This window comes from Roseburia sp. TF10-5, assembly GCF_003462365.1.
Lineage (GTDB): Bacteria > Bacillota > Clostridia > Lachnospirales > Lachnospiraceae > Roseburia > Roseburia faecis.
In genome coordinates, this window is the sequence record NZ_QTYW01000007.1 from 158,113 (window position 1) to 176,979 (window position 18,867).

At 41.0% G+C, this 18,867-nt stretch carries 24 protein-coding genes and 2 pseudogenes; 2 read left to right on the forward strand and 24 right to left on the reverse strand.

The annotated features are described in order from the left end of the window. Positions 1–6: 6 nt before the first annotated feature. The 5 genes from DXD06_RS09185 to DXD06_RS09205 form a co-directional block, all read right to left on the reverse strand. Positions 7–2,109 (reverse strand): ABC transporter permease, encoded by a 2,103-nt coding sequence (locus DXD06_RS09185; protein ID WP_117831425.1) that lies wholly within the window; start codon positions 2,107–2,109, stop codon positions 7–9. Beyond that, positions 2,099–2,866, reverse strand: coding sequence for an ABC transporter ATP-binding protein (locus tag DXD06_RS09190; protein ID WP_117831426.1), 768 nt, complete (start codon positions 2,864–2,866; stop codon positions 2,099–2,101). Before DXD06_RS09190 ends, DXD06_RS09185 begins: the two co-directional genes overlap by 11 nt. A 147-nt stretch (positions 2,867–3,013) precedes the next feature. Further along, a complete protein-coding gene (locus DXD06_RS09195; protein WP_117831427.1) occupies positions 3,014–4,033 on the reverse strand; it encodes a sensor histidine kinase in 1,020 nt (339 codons plus the stop codon). Then, positions 4,030–4,692, reverse strand: a complete 663-nt coding sequence (locus DXD06_RS09200) for a response regulator transcription factor (RefSeq protein WP_117831428.1) — start codon at positions 4,690–4,692, stop codon at positions 4,030–4,032. The genes DXD06_RS09195 and DXD06_RS09200 overlap by 4 nt, the downstream gene beginning before the upstream one ends. Further along, positions 4,667–5,080 (reverse strand): DapH/DapD/GlmU-related protein, encoded by a 414-nt coding sequence (locus DXD06_RS09205; RefSeq protein WP_330418174.1) that lies wholly within the window; start codon positions 5,078–5,080, stop codon positions 4,667–4,669. Before DXD06_RS09205 ends, DXD06_RS09200 begins: the two co-directional genes overlap by 26 nt. A gap of 98 nt (positions 5,081–5,178) precedes the next feature. Between DXD06_RS09205 and DXD06_RS09210 the strand changes: the two genes are divergently transcribed. After that, positions 5,179–5,442 carry a type II toxin-antitoxin system RelB/DinJ family antitoxin gene (locus tag DXD06_RS09210; RefSeq protein ID WP_226948328.1) on the forward strand — a complete coding sequence of 88 codons (264 nt, stop codon included), beginning with the start codon at positions 5,179–5,181 and terminating at the stop codon, positions 5,440–5,442. A 37-nt stretch (positions 5,443–5,479) separates the two neighbouring features. Here the strand turns inward: DXD06_RS09210 and DXD06_RS09215 are convergent, their stop codons facing one another. The 18 genes and pseudogenes from DXD06_RS09215 to DXD06_RS09305 form a co-directional block, all read right to left on the reverse strand. After that, positions 5,480–6,016, reverse strand: a complete 537-nt coding sequence (locus DXD06_RS09215) for an RNA 2'-phosphotransferase (RefSeq protein ID WP_055263574.1) — start codon at positions 6,014–6,016, stop codon at positions 5,480–5,482. Between the two features lie 221 nt (positions 6,017–6,237). Next, positions 6,238–6,516 (reverse strand): annotated as a pseudogene (locus tag DXD06_RS09220) (AAA family ATPase); the annotation flags it as partial. After that, on the reverse strand, positions 6,483–7,847 hold the full coding sequence (locus DXD06_RS09225) for an MATE family efflux transporter (RefSeq protein WP_117831429.1): 1,365 nt from the start codon (positions 7,845–7,847) through the stop codon (positions 6,483–6,485). The pseudogene DXD06_RS09220 and the gene DXD06_RS09225, both read right to left, overlap by 34 nt. Before the next feature lie 233 nt (positions 7,848–8,080). Then, a complete protein-coding gene (locus DXD06_RS09230; protein ID WP_055068666.1) occupies positions 8,081–8,290 on the reverse strand; it encodes a hypothetical protein in 210 nt (69 codons plus the stop codon). A gap of 81 nt (positions 8,291–8,371) precedes the next feature. Further along, positions 8,372–8,968 carry a hypothetical protein gene (locus tag DXD06_RS09235; RefSeq protein ID WP_055068667.1) on the reverse strand — a complete coding sequence of 199 codons (597 nt, stop codon included), beginning with the start codon at positions 8,966–8,968 and terminating at the stop codon, positions 8,372–8,374. 159 nt (positions 8,969–9,127) lie between these two features. Then, complete coding sequence (locus tag DXD06_RS09240) at positions 9,128–9,625, reverse strand: aminotransferase class I/II-fold pyridoxal phosphate-dependent enzyme (protein ID WP_055068668.1); 498 nt, start codon at positions 9,623–9,625, stop codon at positions 9,128–9,130. Between the two features lie 527 nt (positions 9,626–10,152). After that, the gene (locus tag DXD06_RS09245; RefSeq protein WP_055068669.1) at positions 10,153–10,794 is read right to left on the reverse strand and encodes an ABC transporter ATP-binding protein; all 642 of its coding nucleotides are present in this window, start codon (positions 10,792–10,794) and stop codon (positions 10,153–10,155) included. 32 nt (positions 10,795–10,826) lie between these two features. Continuing rightward, positions 10,827–11,648 (reverse strand): hypothetical protein, encoded by an 822-nt coding sequence (locus DXD06_RS09250; protein WP_055068670.1) that lies wholly within the window; start codon positions 11,646–11,648, stop codon positions 10,827–10,829. After that, positions 11,641–12,402: a hypothetical protein gene (locus DXD06_RS09255; protein WP_055068671.1), complete on the reverse strand. Its 762-nt coding sequence runs from the start codon at positions 12,400–12,402 to the stop codon at positions 11,641–11,643. The genes DXD06_RS09250 and DXD06_RS09255 overlap by 8 nt, the downstream gene beginning before the upstream one ends. 12 nt (positions 12,403–12,414) lie before the next feature. Next, positions 12,415–13,608: a DUF6034 family protein gene (locus tag DXD06_RS09260; RefSeq protein ID WP_055068672.1), complete on the reverse strand. Its 1,194-nt coding sequence runs from the start codon at positions 13,606–13,608 to the stop codon at positions 12,415–12,417. Between the two features lie 60 nt (positions 13,609–13,668). Next, complete coding sequence (locus DXD06_RS09265) at positions 13,669–14,058, reverse strand: hypothetical protein (protein WP_147343619.1); 390 nt, start codon at positions 14,056–14,058, stop codon at positions 13,669–13,671. A gap of 57 nt (positions 14,059–14,115) precedes the next feature. After that, positions 14,116–14,268, reverse strand: coding sequence for a cyclic lactone autoinducer peptide (locus DXD06_RS09270; RefSeq protein ID WP_082413929.1), 153 nt, complete (start codon positions 14,266–14,268; stop codon positions 14,116–14,118). Beyond that, entirely contained in the window at positions 14,265–14,837 is a 573-nt protein-coding gene (locus tag DXD06_RS09275; RefSeq protein WP_117831433.1) for an accessory gene regulator B family protein, read from the reverse strand. Before DXD06_RS09275 ends, DXD06_RS09270 begins: the two co-directional genes overlap by 4 nt. 65 nt (positions 14,838–14,902) lie before the next feature. After that, complete coding sequence (locus tag DXD06_RS09280; protein WP_117831434.1) at positions 14,903–16,210, reverse strand: GHKL domain-containing protein; 1,308 nt, start codon at positions 16,208–16,210, stop codon at positions 14,903–14,905. After that, positions 16,197–16,952, reverse strand: a complete 756-nt coding sequence (locus DXD06_RS09285) for a LytR/AlgR family response regulator transcription factor (protein ID WP_055068777.1) — start codon at positions 16,950–16,952, stop codon at positions 16,197–16,199. Before DXD06_RS09285 ends, DXD06_RS09280 begins: the two co-directional genes overlap by 14 nt. A 112-nt stretch (positions 16,953–17,064) precedes the next feature. Continuing rightward, a pseudogene (locus DXD06_RS17980) lies at positions 17,065–17,265 on the reverse strand (response regulator transcription factor); the annotation flags it as partial. Positions 17,266–17,393: 128 nt separating this feature from the next. Further along, positions 17,394–17,849, reverse strand: a complete 456-nt coding sequence (locus tag DXD06_RS09300) for a hypothetical protein (RefSeq protein ID WP_055068775.1) — start codon at positions 17,847–17,849, stop codon at positions 17,394–17,396. Next, entirely contained in the window at positions 17,842–18,069 is a 228-nt protein-coding gene (locus tag DXD06_RS09305) for a hypothetical protein (protein WP_055068774.1), read from the reverse strand. Before DXD06_RS09305 ends, DXD06_RS09300 begins: the two co-directional genes overlap by 8 nt. Positions 18,070–18,248: 179 nt before the next feature. On the opposite strand from DXD06_RS09305, the gene DXD06_RS18125 reads away from it, so the two are divergent. Then, positions 18,249–18,500 (forward strand): leucine-rich repeat protein, encoded by a 252-nt coding sequence (locus DXD06_RS18125; protein ID WP_226948264.1) that lies wholly within the window; start codon positions 18,249–18,251, stop codon positions 18,498–18,500. On the opposite strand, the gene DXD06_RS17250 is transcribed toward DXD06_RS18125, so the two are convergent. After that, positions 18,414–18,867: hypothetical protein (locus DXD06_RS17250; protein ID WP_207661912.1), on the reverse strand; the 454-nt coding region annotated here is incomplete at its 5' end. The two genes, DXD06_RS18125 and DXD06_RS17250, sit on opposite strands and share 87 nt — an antisense overlap.

Sequence of the window (18,867 nt, forward strand, 5' to 3'; positions counted from 1 at the left end):
CCTTTCTTACCCCCACTCTTCCACATTCCGGCAGAATCCAATATAGGTAATGATAAAATACACCAGATAAATTCCGAAAAACAATACCGAAGAAATCAAAAAATAAGTTGCCGGTGCCGCCCGAACCCCCGTATAAAAGTCAAACTTACCACCAACATATACACAGACCAGTCCGCTGATTGCAAGTGACACACATGCCGGACAAAGATAATACCCGGCAAGCTGCTTTAAAATCATCCTGCGGATTTCTCTTCTGCTGTAACCAATCTGAAAGAGAACCCTGTAGCGGAATTTGTATTTTACGGAATCGCTGAGCTGCTGCACGGAAAGCACGGTCAGTGCCACACACAAAAATACCAGTCCGATATAAAAAAGCGGAAACATCAGCGAAGATAACATATATTTCACTTCCGGAATCAGATTGTCACGCACAAGATTTTTTGCCGTATAGGTAACAATTGTATCCGAACCCGAACAGGAATTTCCAAGTGCTTCCCCATCCCAGTCATCCGAAGCTGCTTCCGTCATGGCGTGCCCCTGCACACTAATTTTATCCGGATCCTTCTCCAGATCATCCAGCCGTTTCTCCAGATCCGCAGGTGCCTCGCCTTTGATATCCGCCACCAATTCTGCATAATAGGGATGCATCTGTGCAAGAACGGCATCCGGAACAATAATAATATAATCCCCTCCGTTGTGGCCGTTCTGCGAAAATCCCTCCGTGTGATAGCCCGCAAAAGATAATGTCCCATCTGTTCCCTGAATTTTGATCCGACCGGAAAAATCCCCGGTCTGATTCAGCACGCGGTCTTTGATATGGATGGTATACTGATCTTCTTTTAACTGCACTTCCGAAAGTCCGATCATGGTACGGAGCCGGTTGTAATCCGAGAGTCCCATATAGGTATCGTAATTGCAATATGCCAGTTCTTCATTTTTACTGATCTTTTTCCAGTCCGGTGTGCCATCTGCGTTCCGATACTCTGATCCAAATTCTTTCAGATGTGTATACAGATATGCATTGACCTGATTCGTTTCGTTCTCATAAACCTTATAAGTAAAAATTTCCTTTATGGCTGTCTCCTGTTTCAGCAGAGCAATTTCCTGCTGAAACTCATCCTTCACATTGCTGCTGTATACCTGCACATCAAACGGAAATTTGCTCACAAGCACCTCATTCTGGAAATGATTAAACATAAATGCCACCGAACTTCCGAGTATCGCCAGAGTAAACAGTGCCGTCAGTGTTCCCATGGTAAACCGCAGTGTCCGGATCTTAGAAGAAAACTGCCGGAGCAGAAACAGCGCATCCCCACGGTAAATAGCAGCTCCCTTTTTTCTGACATAACAGGCGATCCACGCCGCAATGCCTGTGTAAAAAAGATAAATCGTCAGCACCAGTCCAATGAGAAAAGCGATTACAACTCCGGTATCCCATGCTTTAAAACAAAACAGAAACACACCGAATACGACAAGAAACAGCACAGATAACGGAAGGAACCATCTCTTTGCCTTTTCATGTGTTTCTTTGATTTCCTCATTCTGTCTCTGGCTGTCCATCAGATCATGGATATTCATTTTGCGGAATTTTTTTTGGCTACGAAACAGCGCCAGCAGATAACAGCACAGATAACATGCAGCCGTCATCAAAATACAGTTTCGGTTCCATTCCAGATGCAGTTTGTAATCCAGCTGCACCATGCTGTAAAAAATGGACAGAAGGATCTGCTGAAAAAGCAGGCCCAGTCCCATCCCTACAAGAAATGCGCCCGCTCCAAGCAGCAGATTCTCTGCAAAATAAAGTCTCGCAATCTCTTTTTTCTTTACCCCGACCAGAAGATAAATCCCAAACTCACGGCTTCGCTTTTCCAGTACAAACCGCACCATATAATTGATCAGCCACGCAATGATCGGCACGATAAAAGCAGTCGCAAGTCCCGTCATCACACTCATCATGGCATCCATCTGAAACAGATTCTGCACATCTTTGGAAAACAAAAGCGTATGAAACGAAAACATGAGTGCGGTCACGACCGCCATCGTCATAAAATACACTATATAGTCTTTTGCCATGCGCTTTACATTTCGAAAAGCAAGTTTACACATCATGGGAACGTTCACCTCCCGTCAGTGTCATCACATCGAGTATTTCATTTAAAAACGCCCGGCGTTCTTTTTCCCCACGCACCAGTTCATGAAAAATCCGTCCGTCTTTCAGAAACAGAATACGGCTGCAATAACTTGCGGAAAAAGCATCGTGTGTCACCATCAGAATGGTTGCCCCCATGTTTTTGTTCATCTCCGTAAATGTCTCTAACAGTGTCTGCGCTGCCAGTGAATCCAGTGCCCCCGTCGGCTCATCTGCCAGAAGAAGTGTGGGATAATTTGCAAGTGCACGGGCACATGCACACCGCTGCTTTTGTCCGCCGGACACCTGATACGGATACTTATCCTTAACCTCCTCGATTCCCAGAATGCGAAGCAGCTCCCTGCACCGTTTCTGAATCTCCTTTTTGCCACGCCGGTGCAGCGTCATAACGAGCATGATATTTTCTTCCAGCGTGAGCGTATCCAGCAGATTGTATTCCTGAAAGATAAACCCAAGCTGTTTTTTACGGAATTCCGAAAGCTGTTCTTCCCCCAGTTCTGTGATATCGGTATCTCCGTAATAAATATGTCCCGCTGTCACCCGGTCAATGGTTGACAACAGATTTAAAAGCGTTGTTTTTCCGGAACCGGAAGCTCCCATCACACCGATAAACTCCCCCTGCTGCACGGCAAAACTGACACGATCCACCGCTTTGGTCACCTGATCCCCGTCTCCATAATATTTCTCCACATCGCTTACGCGTATGATTTCCTGCATCTTCTGACGCTCCTTTCCCTCGCTTGTAAATAAAAGGCATAGTAAAGAATATCATTTTTTCTTCACTATGCCTACTTTAACACGGGATCTTTCCGCTTTGTATGAAATTACCTTTCCTGAATCTTACAGTTTTGAAAGATAAACGCGTTATGTCTCCCTGTAACCGGTAAGATATTCACTCACCGGAAACATAAGTATGATCTCTGTTCCCTTTCCTTCCGCAGATTCTGCCCGGATTTCTATATTTAACTTGTCACAGAGTTTACGGCACAGATACAGTCCCATTCCGGTCGAACGCTCCCGGTTTCTTCCGTTCGTTCCCGTAAACCCTTTTTCAAAAATCCGTGGGAGTTCTTCCTTTGGAATCCCGATACCGTCATCTTTTACCCACAAAAGAACACCGCTTTTCGTTTTTTTAGTAACAATCTGAATGTGAGTACCCTCACTTCTGCCGTATTTTACGCTGTTTTGAATGAGCTGGTTTAAAATAAAAGCGATCCATTTCTTATCGCTGTATACCGTATCGGGGCAGGCAACTTCCGCCTTTACATGGCTCTGGATCAGATAATATTTGTTCTGCAAAAGCACCTGTTGTGCCACTTCCTGCAGATTGGATTCCGCGATCATGTAGTCTTTGTATACCGCATCCATACGCGCATAGTACAGTGCCATATCCACATAATTCTCAACCTTGCGGTTTTCCACAAGGAGATAGCGGCTCCTCTCATCCCGGTTATTTTCACAGTTTAACGCAATCGCCGTGATCGGTGCCTTGATCTCATGCACCCAGCTTTCAATGTACTCCCGGTAATCCTTTTGGTTTTGTTCCATCTGGTGTATCCGCTCGATTACCGATTTGTTGGATTTGCGGATCAGTTCCCGGTACTTGCGATCTTCCAGCCCAAACGATTCCGGCATCAGTTCTCCAAGAAGATAACGCCTGTCCAGCTGATCCGTAAGCTGCTCTAATTTTCTGAAATAGCTTCTGCGTGAAAAAAACTGAAGGAAAAGCCATCCTGCCAGTATTACACCGTAACACACCAGTATAATCACACATTTATCCATGGAATAGCCGGTCAGCCGCAAAAAGATAACAAGCCCAGCCATGCATACCATATGTAAAAGCAGTAGCAACACCTTGTCTTTCAGATATTCTGTCAGTTTCATATGCGATAGCCCATCCCTCTTTTTGTCTCAATAAAGTCACATACGCCAATTTCTGCAAGTTTTGCGCGCAGGCGTGTGATATTTACACTGAGGGCATTATCATCAATAAAGACCTGCTGATCCCACAGGTATTCCACCAGTTCGATTCTTGGCACGATCTCTCCCTGATGCAAAAACAGGTAATGCAGGATTTTCAATTCATTTTTCGACAGATCCACCTGCTGCTCCTGACACTTCACACAGCCACGGACAACATCAAGTTCCACACCTTTACAGATCATCTTCTCTGTTACGTCTGCTTTTTTCGCCCGTTTTAATACGGCCGCGATATGCGCCAGAAGTAACGGCGGCTGAAACGGCTTTGTGATATAATCATCACCGCCTTGCAGCATTCCGCTTAATTCATCCATTGAATCCGTCCTGCTGGTCAGGAAAATAATCGGAACATCCGACGTTTTCCTGACACTTTTACAGATCTCAAATCCGGATTGCTGCGGCAGATTTACATCAAGCAGAATCAGATCCGGCTCCATTTGCAGAATGTCCTCTACCACGTGATGAAATTCTGTCAGTACCGTGACCTGATACAGTGCATTTTCTAACAGCAGCTTTAATTCCTGACGGATGGCTGCATCATCTTCTATGATTAAAATGTTCATGATTTTCCTCAAAAATTGGATATTTTTTCTTATCGGAATCGGTTATTTTACGGATTACCTTACAGGGATTACCGGCCGCGATCACACCATCCGGAATATTTTTATTCACAACACTTCCGGCACCAATGATGGTATTGTTTCCGATTGTCACGCCCGGCAGCACGAATACATTCGTTCCAATCCAGACATTGTCTCCCACTGTGATTGGCAAAGCAATTTCCAGCCCCTGCCCTCTCTGTTCGCTGTCTATTGCGTGTCCTGCTGTCGAAAATACACAATTCCATGTTTTACTTAAATACTCTGACATTTCCGAGATTGTACTTTCATGCAAATGCAAATATAATTCAAGCAGATCCTTTAATTCATTTTCATAAATTTCTCTAACCAATATAGTTCCTCCACATATTTCACTTTGATATTTTAAATGATAACATCTTTGCTTAACTGTTTCTACCTGCACTTTTTACAAAAATCGACCAGCGCTCCATATGGTCTTTAAAAAATCAATTTGATAATTTATGTAAAGAATTTGGTATGAACGCTTCCACCGCATTTAATATTTTTGCGCGGGCAGTTGTCAGAGAACGTAAAATTCCATTTGAAATTTGTGCATCCACCAGCGTTTCTTTAGAGGACGGACGCTCTGCTTTTAATGCCCTGCGTCATTCCGCAGAACAAAACAATCTGCAGGATTTATCCTTAAATGACATTAACACAGAAATACAATTTGCACGCAACAATAAAGCCTAAGCAAGGAGACACTCAAAATGGTCAATCGGAATTACTCTTATTCCATTTTAATCAAATACTCTTTCGGCACCTCTTTTGTAAGCCAGACTCCGTTTACCGATAAGAAAAACGCATAACCTGCCCTTTCCATCTTTCCAGCAGCCACTTTGTAAATCACCGGCTTTCCATGCCTGCTTCCAACCTTGACTGCCGTATCTTCATCCCCTGATAAATGGACATATAACCGACTCTTTGGAATCAGACCGGTCTTATCAATCGATGCAACATACTTCTCCCCGGTTCCATGATAAAGAAACTCCGGCGGTATGGCTTTTTTTAATTCAACATCTACGGGTATGGAATGTCCCTGGTTTGCCCTTATGAACGTCTTATCTTCATTAAATGAATATCTTTGTTTATTATCTGTTTGTACAATTTTTTCGAGCATTTCCATGTCAAACGGCCTTGTCTTTGAAATGCTTTCTATTAACTCTGATACATTCGCCCAGCCGTGTTCATCCAGCGAAATTCCTATTGTATCCGGTTTATGTCTGAGTACCAGACTTAAAAATTTACTTGTATCTGTTAATCCCATACATAGTTTCTCCTTAAAATAGAATTTAATGGTACACTACAAAGATTAGCATACTGACTTACAGATGTCTGTCCAATACAATAAACAGCATTTTTCTCGGCACCATTTCTTTGTTCAAATTTCTCTTTTGTTGTAACAATTGTAAGAAAGAAAAAAGCAGCAACGAGATTCAAAACAACGATGAGAAAATCGTTGCAAAAGCAATGTAATCATATTTATATGTAATTCTTTGCCATACCCCACTTCTGATCCGTATAAAATCGATAATTTGTCATACGCCTTTTATCAATATCCGCCATCATTTTTTCTGCTTCCTCCTCGGTAACATTGTACAGTTTACAGATACGCGCTACCTTTTCCGGCATATCCCCATGTATAAAAATCAGCACATTATCTTTGTCTTTTAAGATAAAATCCGCATTCCGTCCTATGATCACACAGCTTTCCTTTTCCGCAATCTCCAAAATCACTTTTCTCTGCGCTTCATACACCATATTCTCTTTAAAAATACATAGCCGGCCAGACACGCGATAAACTCTGTGATCGGGAACGCCCACCAGATCAGCGAAACTCCCATCTGTCCGTTTCGGACGAAAATAGAGAAAATGCCTGCCAACGGCAATATAATTACAAGCTGTCTAAGCAGCGAAATCACAAGCGACTCGATGCCTCCGTCCAATGCCTGATAAATTCCCTGATATGCGACATTGACTCCTGCAAAAAGAAAGCTGATAGAAATAATCCGCATTGCTCCGATAAAATATTCTCTTGACAGCCCTGCGTTAAATAAAGTTGCAAATGCACCCGGGAAAATTTCCGTGATCAGCACACCGAGGATCATAAGTGCAATCGTATAAATCAGCCCGTATTTGATTCCATCCTTGATACGCTTTTTGCTTCCCATTCCATAAGAAAAAGCGATGATCGGTGTGATCGCATCACGCAGACCAAATGCAAGGAACAACACAAACTGCTGCACTTTATAAAACAATCCATATGCGGTCTGCGCCGAAGGATTAAATTTTAAGATCAGATTCATTACATAAACCATAATAGACATCAGTGCCTGTGCAATGATCGCCGGAAGTCCGATCGAATAAATTTCTTTTATAATTCCGCCCTCCGGTTTCATGTATTTTGTTCCATGCGCAAACTCTTTATTTAATTTCATATGGAAAATAAAGAGTAATACTGCCGATGTAACCTGTCCGATTACCGTCGCATATGCTGCACCTTCTACTCCCATTTCAGGAACAGGTCCAATACCATAAATCATAATTGGATCAAGAATAATATTTACCATTGCCCCCACAACCTGACCAATTGTAGAATAAAGCGAACGTCCGGTTGCCTGTAATAACTTTTCAAACAGGGAAAAGAAGATAATTCCAAACGAAATCACGCAGCATATTCGAAGATAACCTGTTCCCATTGCAATTACTTCCGGATCAACCGTCTGCGATGAAATATAGGCTTTCACTCCGAAAATTCCAAACAACAGACATACCGCATAAATAATTACTCCAAGAAATAAACTGTTTCCCGCAACTTTTGCTGCTTTTTTGCTGTTTCCCTGTCCAAGTGTCCGCGCAAGAAGTGCATTCGTCCCCACACCGGTTCCGATTCCTACCGCTACCATGAGCATCTGCACCGGAAACACCAGCGTAAGTGCATTTAAAGCGGCTTCACTTCCCTCCTTCATGTTTCCGACAAAGGCACTGTCCACAATATTGTAGACCGCCTGTAATGCCATTGACAAGATCATCGGTATTCCCATCTGCACCATGAGCTTATTGACCGGCATCTCCTTCATCCTGTTACTTTCTGCCATCTTAACTGAATCCTCCTTTTTCTGCATAAAAAAAGCATGTACTTATCTCACAAGCTGGACTTACGCTGATAAGCTACACACTTTTTCATGGCATCATAAAAATAAAAACGAGCAGCAAAACTGGATTTACGCTCGTTTGCTACTCGTTTGAAAATCATTATATTTCTCTTTTTCTAAAAAGTCAAACTAAACTTTCTTGTAAAAAATACATAGGATGCTATTTCCATACTCACTTACACGAAAAGCCCGAATACTCTATTCTTTTTCGCATGTGCATCCAACTCCGCCTGTGTTGTAATCCCTTTTTCAATAGCCCGCGCCTTAATTGCAGGTGGATAATTGTAAAGCTGGTATTTTGCTCCCTGGATTCTAAATAAAACGAGCATAAACGCTGTATAAAGCAGACTGTACACGATTGCTTCTACTGTAATCCTGATTACCATAGTTACGTCTCTCCTTTCAGGTTAGTTATTTCTAACTGTTATTTTAGCACAATTTTTACCAACTTGAAAGTCCATTTACTCTTATTCCGACTCCATCTCCCCAGTCGCTGCCTCCATAACCGATTCCACCGACACAACCTCCGGTCCGGCTGCAAATGCTTCCTCTGCATCAGCTGCTTCCATTGGATCCTCACGCTCTTTCTTTTCCTCATCATCCCAAAGCGACTTATACTTTTTGCGTTTTTCCAACCGCGCCATCATTCCGGCATTTTTTGCCATCATGTACAGATCCTTATCAAATTCCATCAGCTTTTTCTCATCCTGTGCTGGCACAATGTCTCCATGCATGATGCGTCTGGCTACCGTCATGATTTTTCCCATTTCCTCACTGTAGTCTTTCGCAGCCTCGTCCTGCTGCTTTGCCGCAACACTGTTAAACTTGCTTTCCCACTGCTCCATAAGCTGATCTACATAATCCTGATATTCATCCTGTTTTTCTGCAACGGCATTATATTGCAAATCCAGAGTGGCTGCCTCATCGGCATACAACGTTTTACCGTCCGGTGTGCTTTCCATCCGTTCCTTTAGCTCATTTCGCTGCTTTGACAGTTTGAATTTCTGCTGATTGTATGATTTCAGAACAGAACTGTAGATTCCTCTTGCCTCTCCTACTTTCATAATGTCTCCTCCGTGAAATATATCCATTGTTTCCCTTATATTTCATATATCGGATAAATCACATGATTTTTTAATTCACTTTCAATTTCATCTTAATATATTCGCTGACCGCACATAGACCAGCTTTCAGGATTTCGGCATCACAGGCATATCCAATCCTCATGCTGTGCGACTGTTCAAAACAGTCCCCTGGCGTGACAAAAGCACCTGTCTGCTTGTACATTTCTTCACAAAACGTATAAGAATCAATGGGCAGATCATTTTTGTTTCCGGTGTTGCCAGACGGCGAATCTCCTCAATATCAGGAAGATACCCATTTTCCTTTTTAAGATCAATCAACTGCACATCTGCACCATAGGATTCCGGAATAGAATACAATTGTTGATAGGTCGGTCTGATGCTAATGACTCTCTCTCCCGGCGAAATGAGAGAATAAAACACATGATGATTGGCACCCGTAGCACCATGCGTGGGGATAATCTCATCCAATTTAATAGTTTTATAAAGCTTGCAGACTCCTGCTTTAAATTCAGGATTTCCCTCAATGTTACCATAAGTTAATCTTTGTTTACAAAAATCTTCTAAGAATTTATTCTTATCTTCACTATAAAATCTCCTTTCTTTCCCAATTGCCACCAAAAAGAAAAAAGTATCCAAGGCATCGCCTTATAGCACATTTTTAATGCGCTGTACCTACGGCGGTGTCCTGAACACCTTTCATTTAATCGCTGCCCGGTGGCAACGATAAGTGTTATATTTAATTCATATTTATTTTATGTTGTAAACTACATTTTGTCAACAGCGCATCACTATCACCGCCTACTCGGGAGTTTGACAGTTGAATAATAGAAAAAGTACTTGCAGGCCTTATAAAACCTGCTTTTTTTGCGTCAAATTTTATGTTTTTATATATGTTATTTTCTGTTATTGTATTGTATAATAAGAAGGTGTTGCATATGCATCTTCATATATCAAAATCCAAAAATGCAGAGTCCTTTTATATCTGCAAAGGGAAGGAATAAATTACTATACTTCAAAACAACGGCAAAAATCGCTGAACCCCAGTAAAATCAATGGATACAGCGATTTTTTCTTCTAATAACTGTCAAAGACAGGAATATATTCTTGTATGATTGCACAGTCAATAAGCATTATATAATAATTCCCTGCTTGGTTTTTTTGTTTTAATGAACTTTCGTTATTGCTCCGGCATCCATCTCGTACACCTCATCACAGAGAATTTCTATATCCAGTGGATTATGACTCGCTACGAGGATGGTTGTCCCTTCTTCTTTTAATTGAACCAGAAGCTTCCGCATATCCTCCACGCCATGTTTATCCAGACCGTTCATCGGCTCATCCAAAATGAGGATGTCCGGACTTTCCATAATTGCCTGTGCAATTCCAAGTCGCTGACGCATGCCGAGGGAAAATTTCCCCACCTTCTTCTTATCTTCCGGATCAAGCCCCACGAGCCGGATGCTCTCTTTTATCTTCTCATCTGTGATTTTTTTCTGCAGACGCGCAAGAAGCTTCAGGTTCTGAAAGCCTGAATAATCCCGCAGAAAACCCGGATGTTCAATAATAATTCCAATTCCCTGTGGGATATCCACATCCTTCCCCACCTGTTTGCCACGAACCAGGATTTTCCCCGCATCCGGCAGGACAAAACCACAGATGCTTTTAAAAAGAACTGTCTTGCCGCTTCCGTTCCTTCCGATGATTCCATATATTTTTCCGGGTGTGACAGAAAGGCTCACATGGTCCAGAACCGTCTGTTCCCCGAACCTTTTTACGACATCCTGTATTTCTATCAAATTTTCCATTCTCTAAATCCTCTCTGCCTTCAGCAAATGTTCTATAAGCCTGACTCAATAGCGTCAAGTGTGTATGTCTTCGATTTTTTCATAATGATAAATCCGGTCACCAGAATAATTGCGATTTCAACCGCAAGAATATACCACAGCGGAACTGCATCATCGCTCCTTAAATAAGCATAGGTGGTCGTCCAGTGCAGTGGTGACAGAACTCTGAGCTTAGGCAGCCTCACCACATCAATCATATTGGAAAAAACAATCCAGCCAATGGCCACTGCTGATCCATATATTCTGCTCCCAAGCATGTTTCCAAGAAAAACAACAAGACCAAGCAGCGTACCCACAAGTACATTCAGTCCGTAGGTAATCAGACAGGCAGCAAGTGGCGTATAGGCTTCCACGATTTCCTTGTGCATCACCACTCCGGCCAGTCCGTTATTTTCTGCACACATCCGGATAATACCGCCCCAGTCCGTAGAAAATCCGACCTGCGGAATGAGTACCAGAACTGTCGTCAGTGCAGTCCACAGAAAATATACCAGATTCGCGGCAACAATGTAGGCAAGCTGTCCGGCAAACCAGCGCAGCCGCCCTGTCCTCACCAGAACAAACATCTGCTGGTCATCCATAAACGGGGCATTACAAAACAATAAAACCACCCCAAAATAAAAAAGCATCCGCGTTATTCCGTCATCCATCTGAAAAGCGAAAAAATATGGTGTCACCGCTAGTCCCACATCCTGCGCATACTGCCTTAAATAATCTTCCCGGATAAATGTGAAAACCAAAACGGACAAAAAGACGATGAATACCCGGTAGCTGCTTTTCCACTTTCTGAAATTGTTACACATACTCCTAAGCATTTTCCATCCTCCTTATAATCTGCCTTGCCGCAATCTTCCACAAAACAAAGTAGATACAGCCTGTATACGCCAGAGCATAAAGCATCTGCCAGATTCCTCCCCCCAGAAATTCCGCATTGCCAAAGTATACCCATGCCGGCAGAATTGGTCCCAGCTCCAGCGGAGCATATTTATTGGACAGGCAGATGACCATGTAATAAATAAGAATGGGCATTGCCGTCCCGACAAATATATTGGGAATACATGCCGTCACCGTCATCGCCAATCCTGCGAGAACCGCACCCAGCAGGGACAGTAGCAGAGCATTCCAGATATTCTGGATAAAGTAAGCATGATTCTGCGAAAACATAGCATAAAACGAGCCTTTTATCGGCCAAAGCGTAAAAATCATGAGCAGTTCATACAATGCCATACCGCCAAGCATGCTTGCACAGCCGCCAAGGGCTGCAGAAAAAAGATGCCCCCTGATATACTTTTTTGCATCACCTCTTACGACTGCGTATCTGGTAAAACCACTGTTACAGTCCTCACAGTAACTGAGACCTCCGCCAATCACGCAGAGCAGATAAAACAGGATAATGAACCCGGAACTGGATACGACGGAAAAAGCATCCTGCAGATTCGCAGAATCCCCGTCTGAGCGGATAAAAGCAATTCCGCTCATATACAGTGTCAGTGCCATTCCAAGTGTGCAGATATATATTTTTCGATTCTGAAACATGCGAAGTACATTTGTTGTAAAATACCGGTTCATATTTCTCCCCCCTCATTTGGTCTGCAGAACTTCACCTGTATAGGCATCATAAATAGCTATATATTTCTCTTCGGAATCATAATTCACCTCACCATAGTGAGTGACTGTCTGCGAATAATAACATGCCCATACCGGACACATATGGTACAATTCCGTTTCTTTATCGTAAACCGGCAGATATTCCAGCGAAACCTCCGACAGCTTCATTTCACCGGTTTCCTCCTTTGACTTCATCATCTCTACCTGTTTTTCTATAATGTCCGCCGGACGAAGAATCTCCTGTTCGGTTCCCATTTTCTCCAGCTCATACGTTGGTGCAGACTGAAAATATGCAATTCCATCCCTGTCTACACTTACTTCACACACGCTTGAACGGAAAGTGGTATCGTTTGTAAGTTTTCCATCCCCCGGATCATATCTAAGACCCGGAATGCCAAAGTAATCCTGATAAAGAAATATCGCATACGAGAAATTCCTATTTTCTTCTTCCTCCGGTGTGTGATTGTCGAATTTATCAAGATCCAGCCATGATATTCTCTTATTCTTTTCATCCAGTGTATAGCAGTCCACTGTATCACTGACCTGAATTCCCATTTTTTCTGCATAATCCACTGCCAGCTGTTCACTCTCTTTTATCGAACCGAACGCCAGCTCTCTGCCGGTTTTGTACAGTTCTCTGTTGTCTCCCTTATAATCTCCGCAGAAGTCTGACTGATTTAAGGAAACATACCCGCGTTCAGTTGAATAACTAAATCTGTCCGGTAAAACATAAACATTGTCCTCATGATTTGAAATCTCTACATAATAAATTTTTTCCCCTTCACTGTTCCTGTAACACTCTACATCCTTCTCCTCATATTTCCACCCTGCTTCGTTCATCATTTTCTGAATCAGCTCATGTGCCTCTTCTTCTGATTCTGTATAATTTTTTTCTGTCGCATACCAGTCGGAAAGCTTCCATTCCGAAAGCCCCCATAACCGGACATCTGCATCTACCATTAACAGATCATCCACCTGACAGGTCAGATGATCTGGAATTTTCTCAACATCATCTGTATCAAACTCTGTAAGCTCCTGTTTGGCGACCCCCTCCATCTGATTCTGGTGCTCTGTGCCATTCTGCTCGGGAAACTCCGTTGGCGCACAGGCTGTCAGAACAAGACAGGCACTTGTCAGCATAATAACTGCACAATTTTTTCTTCCCATCTTTCTTTCCCCCTCCAATAAGCAGATGCGCCAAATGCCGCATCTGCTTATCATAACTTCTTATGGTTCCCAAGTTCCTCCTACTGAAACCGTAATTCCACCGTTTGATGAAGGATTATAACCATATAAACTTACATTTTCATCTTTTTTTACCGTTTTATTGTAAATAACTGTACACGTTCCTAAGCCTCTTTGTTCAGTATACTCCGCTGTAAATTCCTTATCTGCTACATGTGTACGGTACTTAATTGAGGCAGACGGATAATTCATTTCCGTAACATGCACAGATGCATAGGCTGTACTTCCAGTTTTTGCTTTATAGGCTGTATTTTGAACATTTTCCGGCATGAGACCAAATGAATATCCATAGGTTGCTGCCATAACGCTTGTTGTTGAAAACATGGTTAACACTAACCCTAAGCAAAGTGCTTTTTTTAATTTGTTTTTCATTGTTATTTCCTCCTGTAAAGTACGTTTTTCCACAAAAATTTTTACCAATTTCATTCTTTACTTCTTTTCATGTTTTATCAAATAGATTTTCCTCAGTCCTTCCGGCTCCTTAGTCTGATAATTATACCAATCTGAGCTTTCAGATACGGATGCAATTGCCACTGTTTTTACAAGTGACGCAAATACCTCTGCAAATTTCTTACCTTTCATCTGACATCCTCCTTCCCCCATATAATTAGTAGCGCTACTTCTATTAAAACTACCAGAATAGCAAATGATGCGTCCGGCAATTTTATCCTTATGCTTAACGATATAATGATAACCATCAATGTTATGATAAGTGTCTTTCTTTTATTTACAATTCTAACCCGTTCAAACAATGGCTTTCCTGGATTCTCTACTGGTGCAAAAAAGAACATAACCATGAAAACCATGCAACATATAATAAGTTCAATTCCAAATCTAGTGAACCCAAATTTTTGTTGCAGCCTCTGTAACACTATTACAACTGCCCAATTTGTGATAGTCAAAATATAACATTTTAATTTTGTCTTAGCATGATAACCACCCGAATATCGTCTTATACCGGCAAATACAGCAATAAAAATGAGTGTACTGATTTCTTTATTGAAAATAAAACCCAGACAAATCAAAAATATAGTTGTACCTATATTTTCAATTAATATATCTGAACCATATTTATAAATCTCATATTCCTCATGTTCAATTACATTTTCACGAACAAAAAAATCAGCTATCATTTTTGATAATCCAGACATAAACACACGTCCTTTCAATCTGATGATAACTGATTTCTTAATCTTTACAATTCGTTTGGCAAGTTTTACCTGTTTTTGGCAAAATTAGCAAGTGGAATTACCATATGTACAATCACATTATTTGCTTCTTCCGATATATTTAAAAATCCCTGATACTGATTGACAATCTCCCGAACTGTCGGGATTCCCAATCCATGTTCAGCCTTATTTTTTTTCGATGTGACAAGTTTAGGATTTACACAAAGAACAGAGTTTTGAATGTGATTCTCTACAATTAGATTAAACATTTCATCTACCACTTCCATGTTAAGATGAATTTCCTGCTCCTGCTCTTTCTGCTCAGCTTCAATCGCGTTATCCAAAAGATTCGACAAAGCAATTGCCAGTTCTATCGTATCTATATTCTCCGGAAGCTTCACATGAATCACAAATCGTATGTGGTTCTTTTCACATATCTCCTTCTTCTCATTGATAACAGCATTCAACATCAAATTAGGGGTATAAATCTGCTGTTTCTCTGACAGTTTCGTGGCAAAAGTCTTTTGCATTTCTTTTTTAACTAATTCTACCTTACCTTCTTCCAAAAGTTGGAGATAGTTCGAGAAATAACGTCGGATATCATGTCTTACTTCGCGGATTTTTTGGTTGCTTTCCTCTGATACTTTCATCAGTTTCTCCTGCTCCCTCAACTGAGTTCGCAAAATACTGTTCTCAAGCAGTTCTCGATTTTGATTTTGCAAGTGGTTCAAGAGCCACAACACAAGAAGAATGATTCCCAGAAACAAAAGCGTTATTACTGCAAAAGCTATCTGTAAGATTCGCGGTAACATAACCTGTTTTAACAGGATAATAAAAAACAGAGAGACAACAAAAAAACAAGCAAAAAAAATCCCGCTTATCAGCAATTCCTGTTGTACAAATTCTCTCTGTCTTTTTATAGTTCTTATATAAGCATATGCGATAAAAATGCAGAGACTCTTCATGACACAAACCTCGATAAGTCTCATCGAATTCCCATACATCGTCAGTTTTTCCATTGTCACTCCGCTGAATGCTGAAATAACATAAAGACATATGATACTTATCAGAATTGTCAATACATTAATCATAATAACAGAGATGACTTTTGAAGCAAACCGTCCTTCAAAATATCTCTGGGCAAAAAAAATACATATTCCCATTCCAATAAATGACGCAATCAGATTCGACCCCACTTCAAAATAAGTAACTGCTGTAAATGTGATTCCAAACACAAGATACTTCCACCATGACAATTCGTCTTTAGGTCTAAATTGCGCCCGAATTACCGCTGTGCAAATTCCAAAACTGATAATGCAGGCCGCAATCTCTATTATGAAACTAATCCATTTCATATATCCGACTCCTCATATAACCAAAATATTGTTTCTTTACCTCTTCCTTCTTATCTCTACTGACCGGAATATGCTGCCCTGTTTTTACAGTGATTTCCTTCAAATTAAAATTCTGTATCCACATGCTATTTACAAGATAACTTTTTCCCGGACGCAGGAAATGGAAAATAAGCATTTTTTCTGCATAATCAGATATTTTTCCTCTGCTTCGCACAACCTGTTCTTCACGCTCAGAATTCATTACATGAAATAGTAGGTAATGAGCCTGACTCTCTATATAAACGATTTCCTTTACCGGAAGCACAATCTGTTGCTCTTTTACATCTAATGTAATAAATCGCGCTCTCTTCTCCTTCTGTTTTTTCAAGCTTTGCAACGCTTCCGAAAGTTCCGCCTGTAAATACGCTTTTCTAATGAAACGAAATGGCTTATAGTGAATTGCCTCAAATACAGCCTCCTCATGATTGCTGATAAAAATAACAATTGCCTGCGGATTTTGTTCTTCCAACTTGGCAGCCAATTCCATACCCGTTACTTCCGGCATATCAATATCAAGAAAAAAAATTTCTGTCTGATGCAGTTTTGTCTCCAACAATTTCTCACTATCCGTGTATGATACAATTTCCCCCACTACATTTAGCTGCTGCAATTCTGCCCTTATTTGTTTCTCCAACCTCGAAAGAAATATTTCATCATCATCGCATATTGCAATAGTCCAATGCTCTATACCCATAAATGGCATAAACTCGTCTTTCCCCCTTCTTTTGTTTATATGACTATTTTCGCTTGTGCCCTTTGAGCAGCTACCATCTGCCTTTAAGGACTGGTTTTCTGATTCGATTAAATTTTCGTTGCTAGTTGCACACCTTCGTCAAATAGAATACTGCAAGCTGGGTGCGGTCACGCAGAGAAAGCTTATCGAGAATGCTGCTGATATAATTGCGGACGGTTCCCTCACTCAGAAACAGTTCGTCTGCAATCTCACGGTTGCTTTTTCCAACTCCGACAAGAGCAATAATATCCTGCTCCTTTTCTCCGATGTCGTAGCGGCTGTAATGTCTGACAGATAAGAATCTTTTCGTTCAGGGAATATATCCCAGTAATCTTTTCTTGATATTGTACCTGTTCTCTGTCTGGCATTTAGATTATCATTCACATCCTCATTATAGGTTCCTTCCTTCATTTAAGCAATACATTTCTTAACTGCATCCTGCATCCATACAAATAGTTCTTCAACATTGTACTCATATGAAGAGTGAGCTTCCAGAATCCTGGACTGATAGATCAGCTCTCTTCCAAGAAATATTGCCCTGTAATCATCCCGTTCTATTGTCACAAGATGATACCAGCTTATTTCGTCTGGATATTCTTCATGCCACATTTTCTCAAACTCTTCATAATTCTCTACGACTTCTTCATCCTTTAGGCTTTCGTAGTCGTCATAATCGTCTATAGTTCCACGCTCCGCTTTCAGCCACAACTCTCTTCTGTTATCCTCTCCGCAAGGCTCAACAGCCTCTAATATTGCATATACCTTGTCAATAGCTTCCAATGTCTTTTTATCAAATACAAATTTTCCGTCTTTTAACACAAAAATCCAATGATTCACCTTTGGTGCCTTGATTGCTGTTTCACTCATTCTTTCCTGTCTCCTTTCCAATGATCCTGCTTGTATCAGAAAAGTATTTTATGAAATCTGCTTTCCAGTATATTTCCAATACATTATTGCTATAAACCAATATCTTCTCTATCAATAATTCTTTCATTTCTTCAGTAAGCGTATCTGCATCACAAAATTTTTTATCTCTATTCGTCACCAATGAGTCTAAAGAAAATTTTGACCATGCGTCTTTTTGCATATCACATATACAATCCCAGGAAGTTCCATCCTGTCGATATCTTTCTTTGTTCTGCTCCCAAAGAATATAACACCCTATTTTTCTGGTATACAGCCAAAATAGCCAATTAAAAAAGTTAGTAGCAAAAATTTTAACAGGGGCGCTTGCTGTTGGAATGGTTGTTTCCCCTACCTCAGCACATGCGGACGAATCAGATAAATGAAAGCTTAACGGCCATAGTTGTTCCGAATAGCGTAACTTATATAGAACAGGGTGTGTTTGAATCTTGTAGTAATCTTATTAGTGTAACATTATCAAATAACCTTACAAATATACCCACAAATTTATTTGAAAACGCATTTTCTTTAACCACTATCTACTACAGTGGTACAGCCAAAGGTGCGCCATGGGGCGCAACCAATGCAACCATCGAGGCAAATAACACTATATAATCCCAAATCTTCCAAAAAATGGTCATATTCATGAGTAGATTCCCATTCCCGTTCTTCTTTCACATATTTTTCAAGCATTTCCTGATTATGTTCGTCCCAAAAAAGATCAGTGATAAGATCAGTGATGGAAGAATCACTACACCGATAAGTTGCTTTGGTGGTGCCTATATTTTTAACCAGTAGCTCCCAATTGTGGTTCGAACCATCAAAATTCCCAAACCAAAGCACCAGCATAAGTATAATTACACCAACAACCCCCAGATTAAATTTCCTTTTGTAGGCTTCATAACTATCATCGTTTCTCATATTTTTTCCTTGTATGATAATTAGGAAGTTAATTATCACACGTTTCCTTTCTTTTAATATC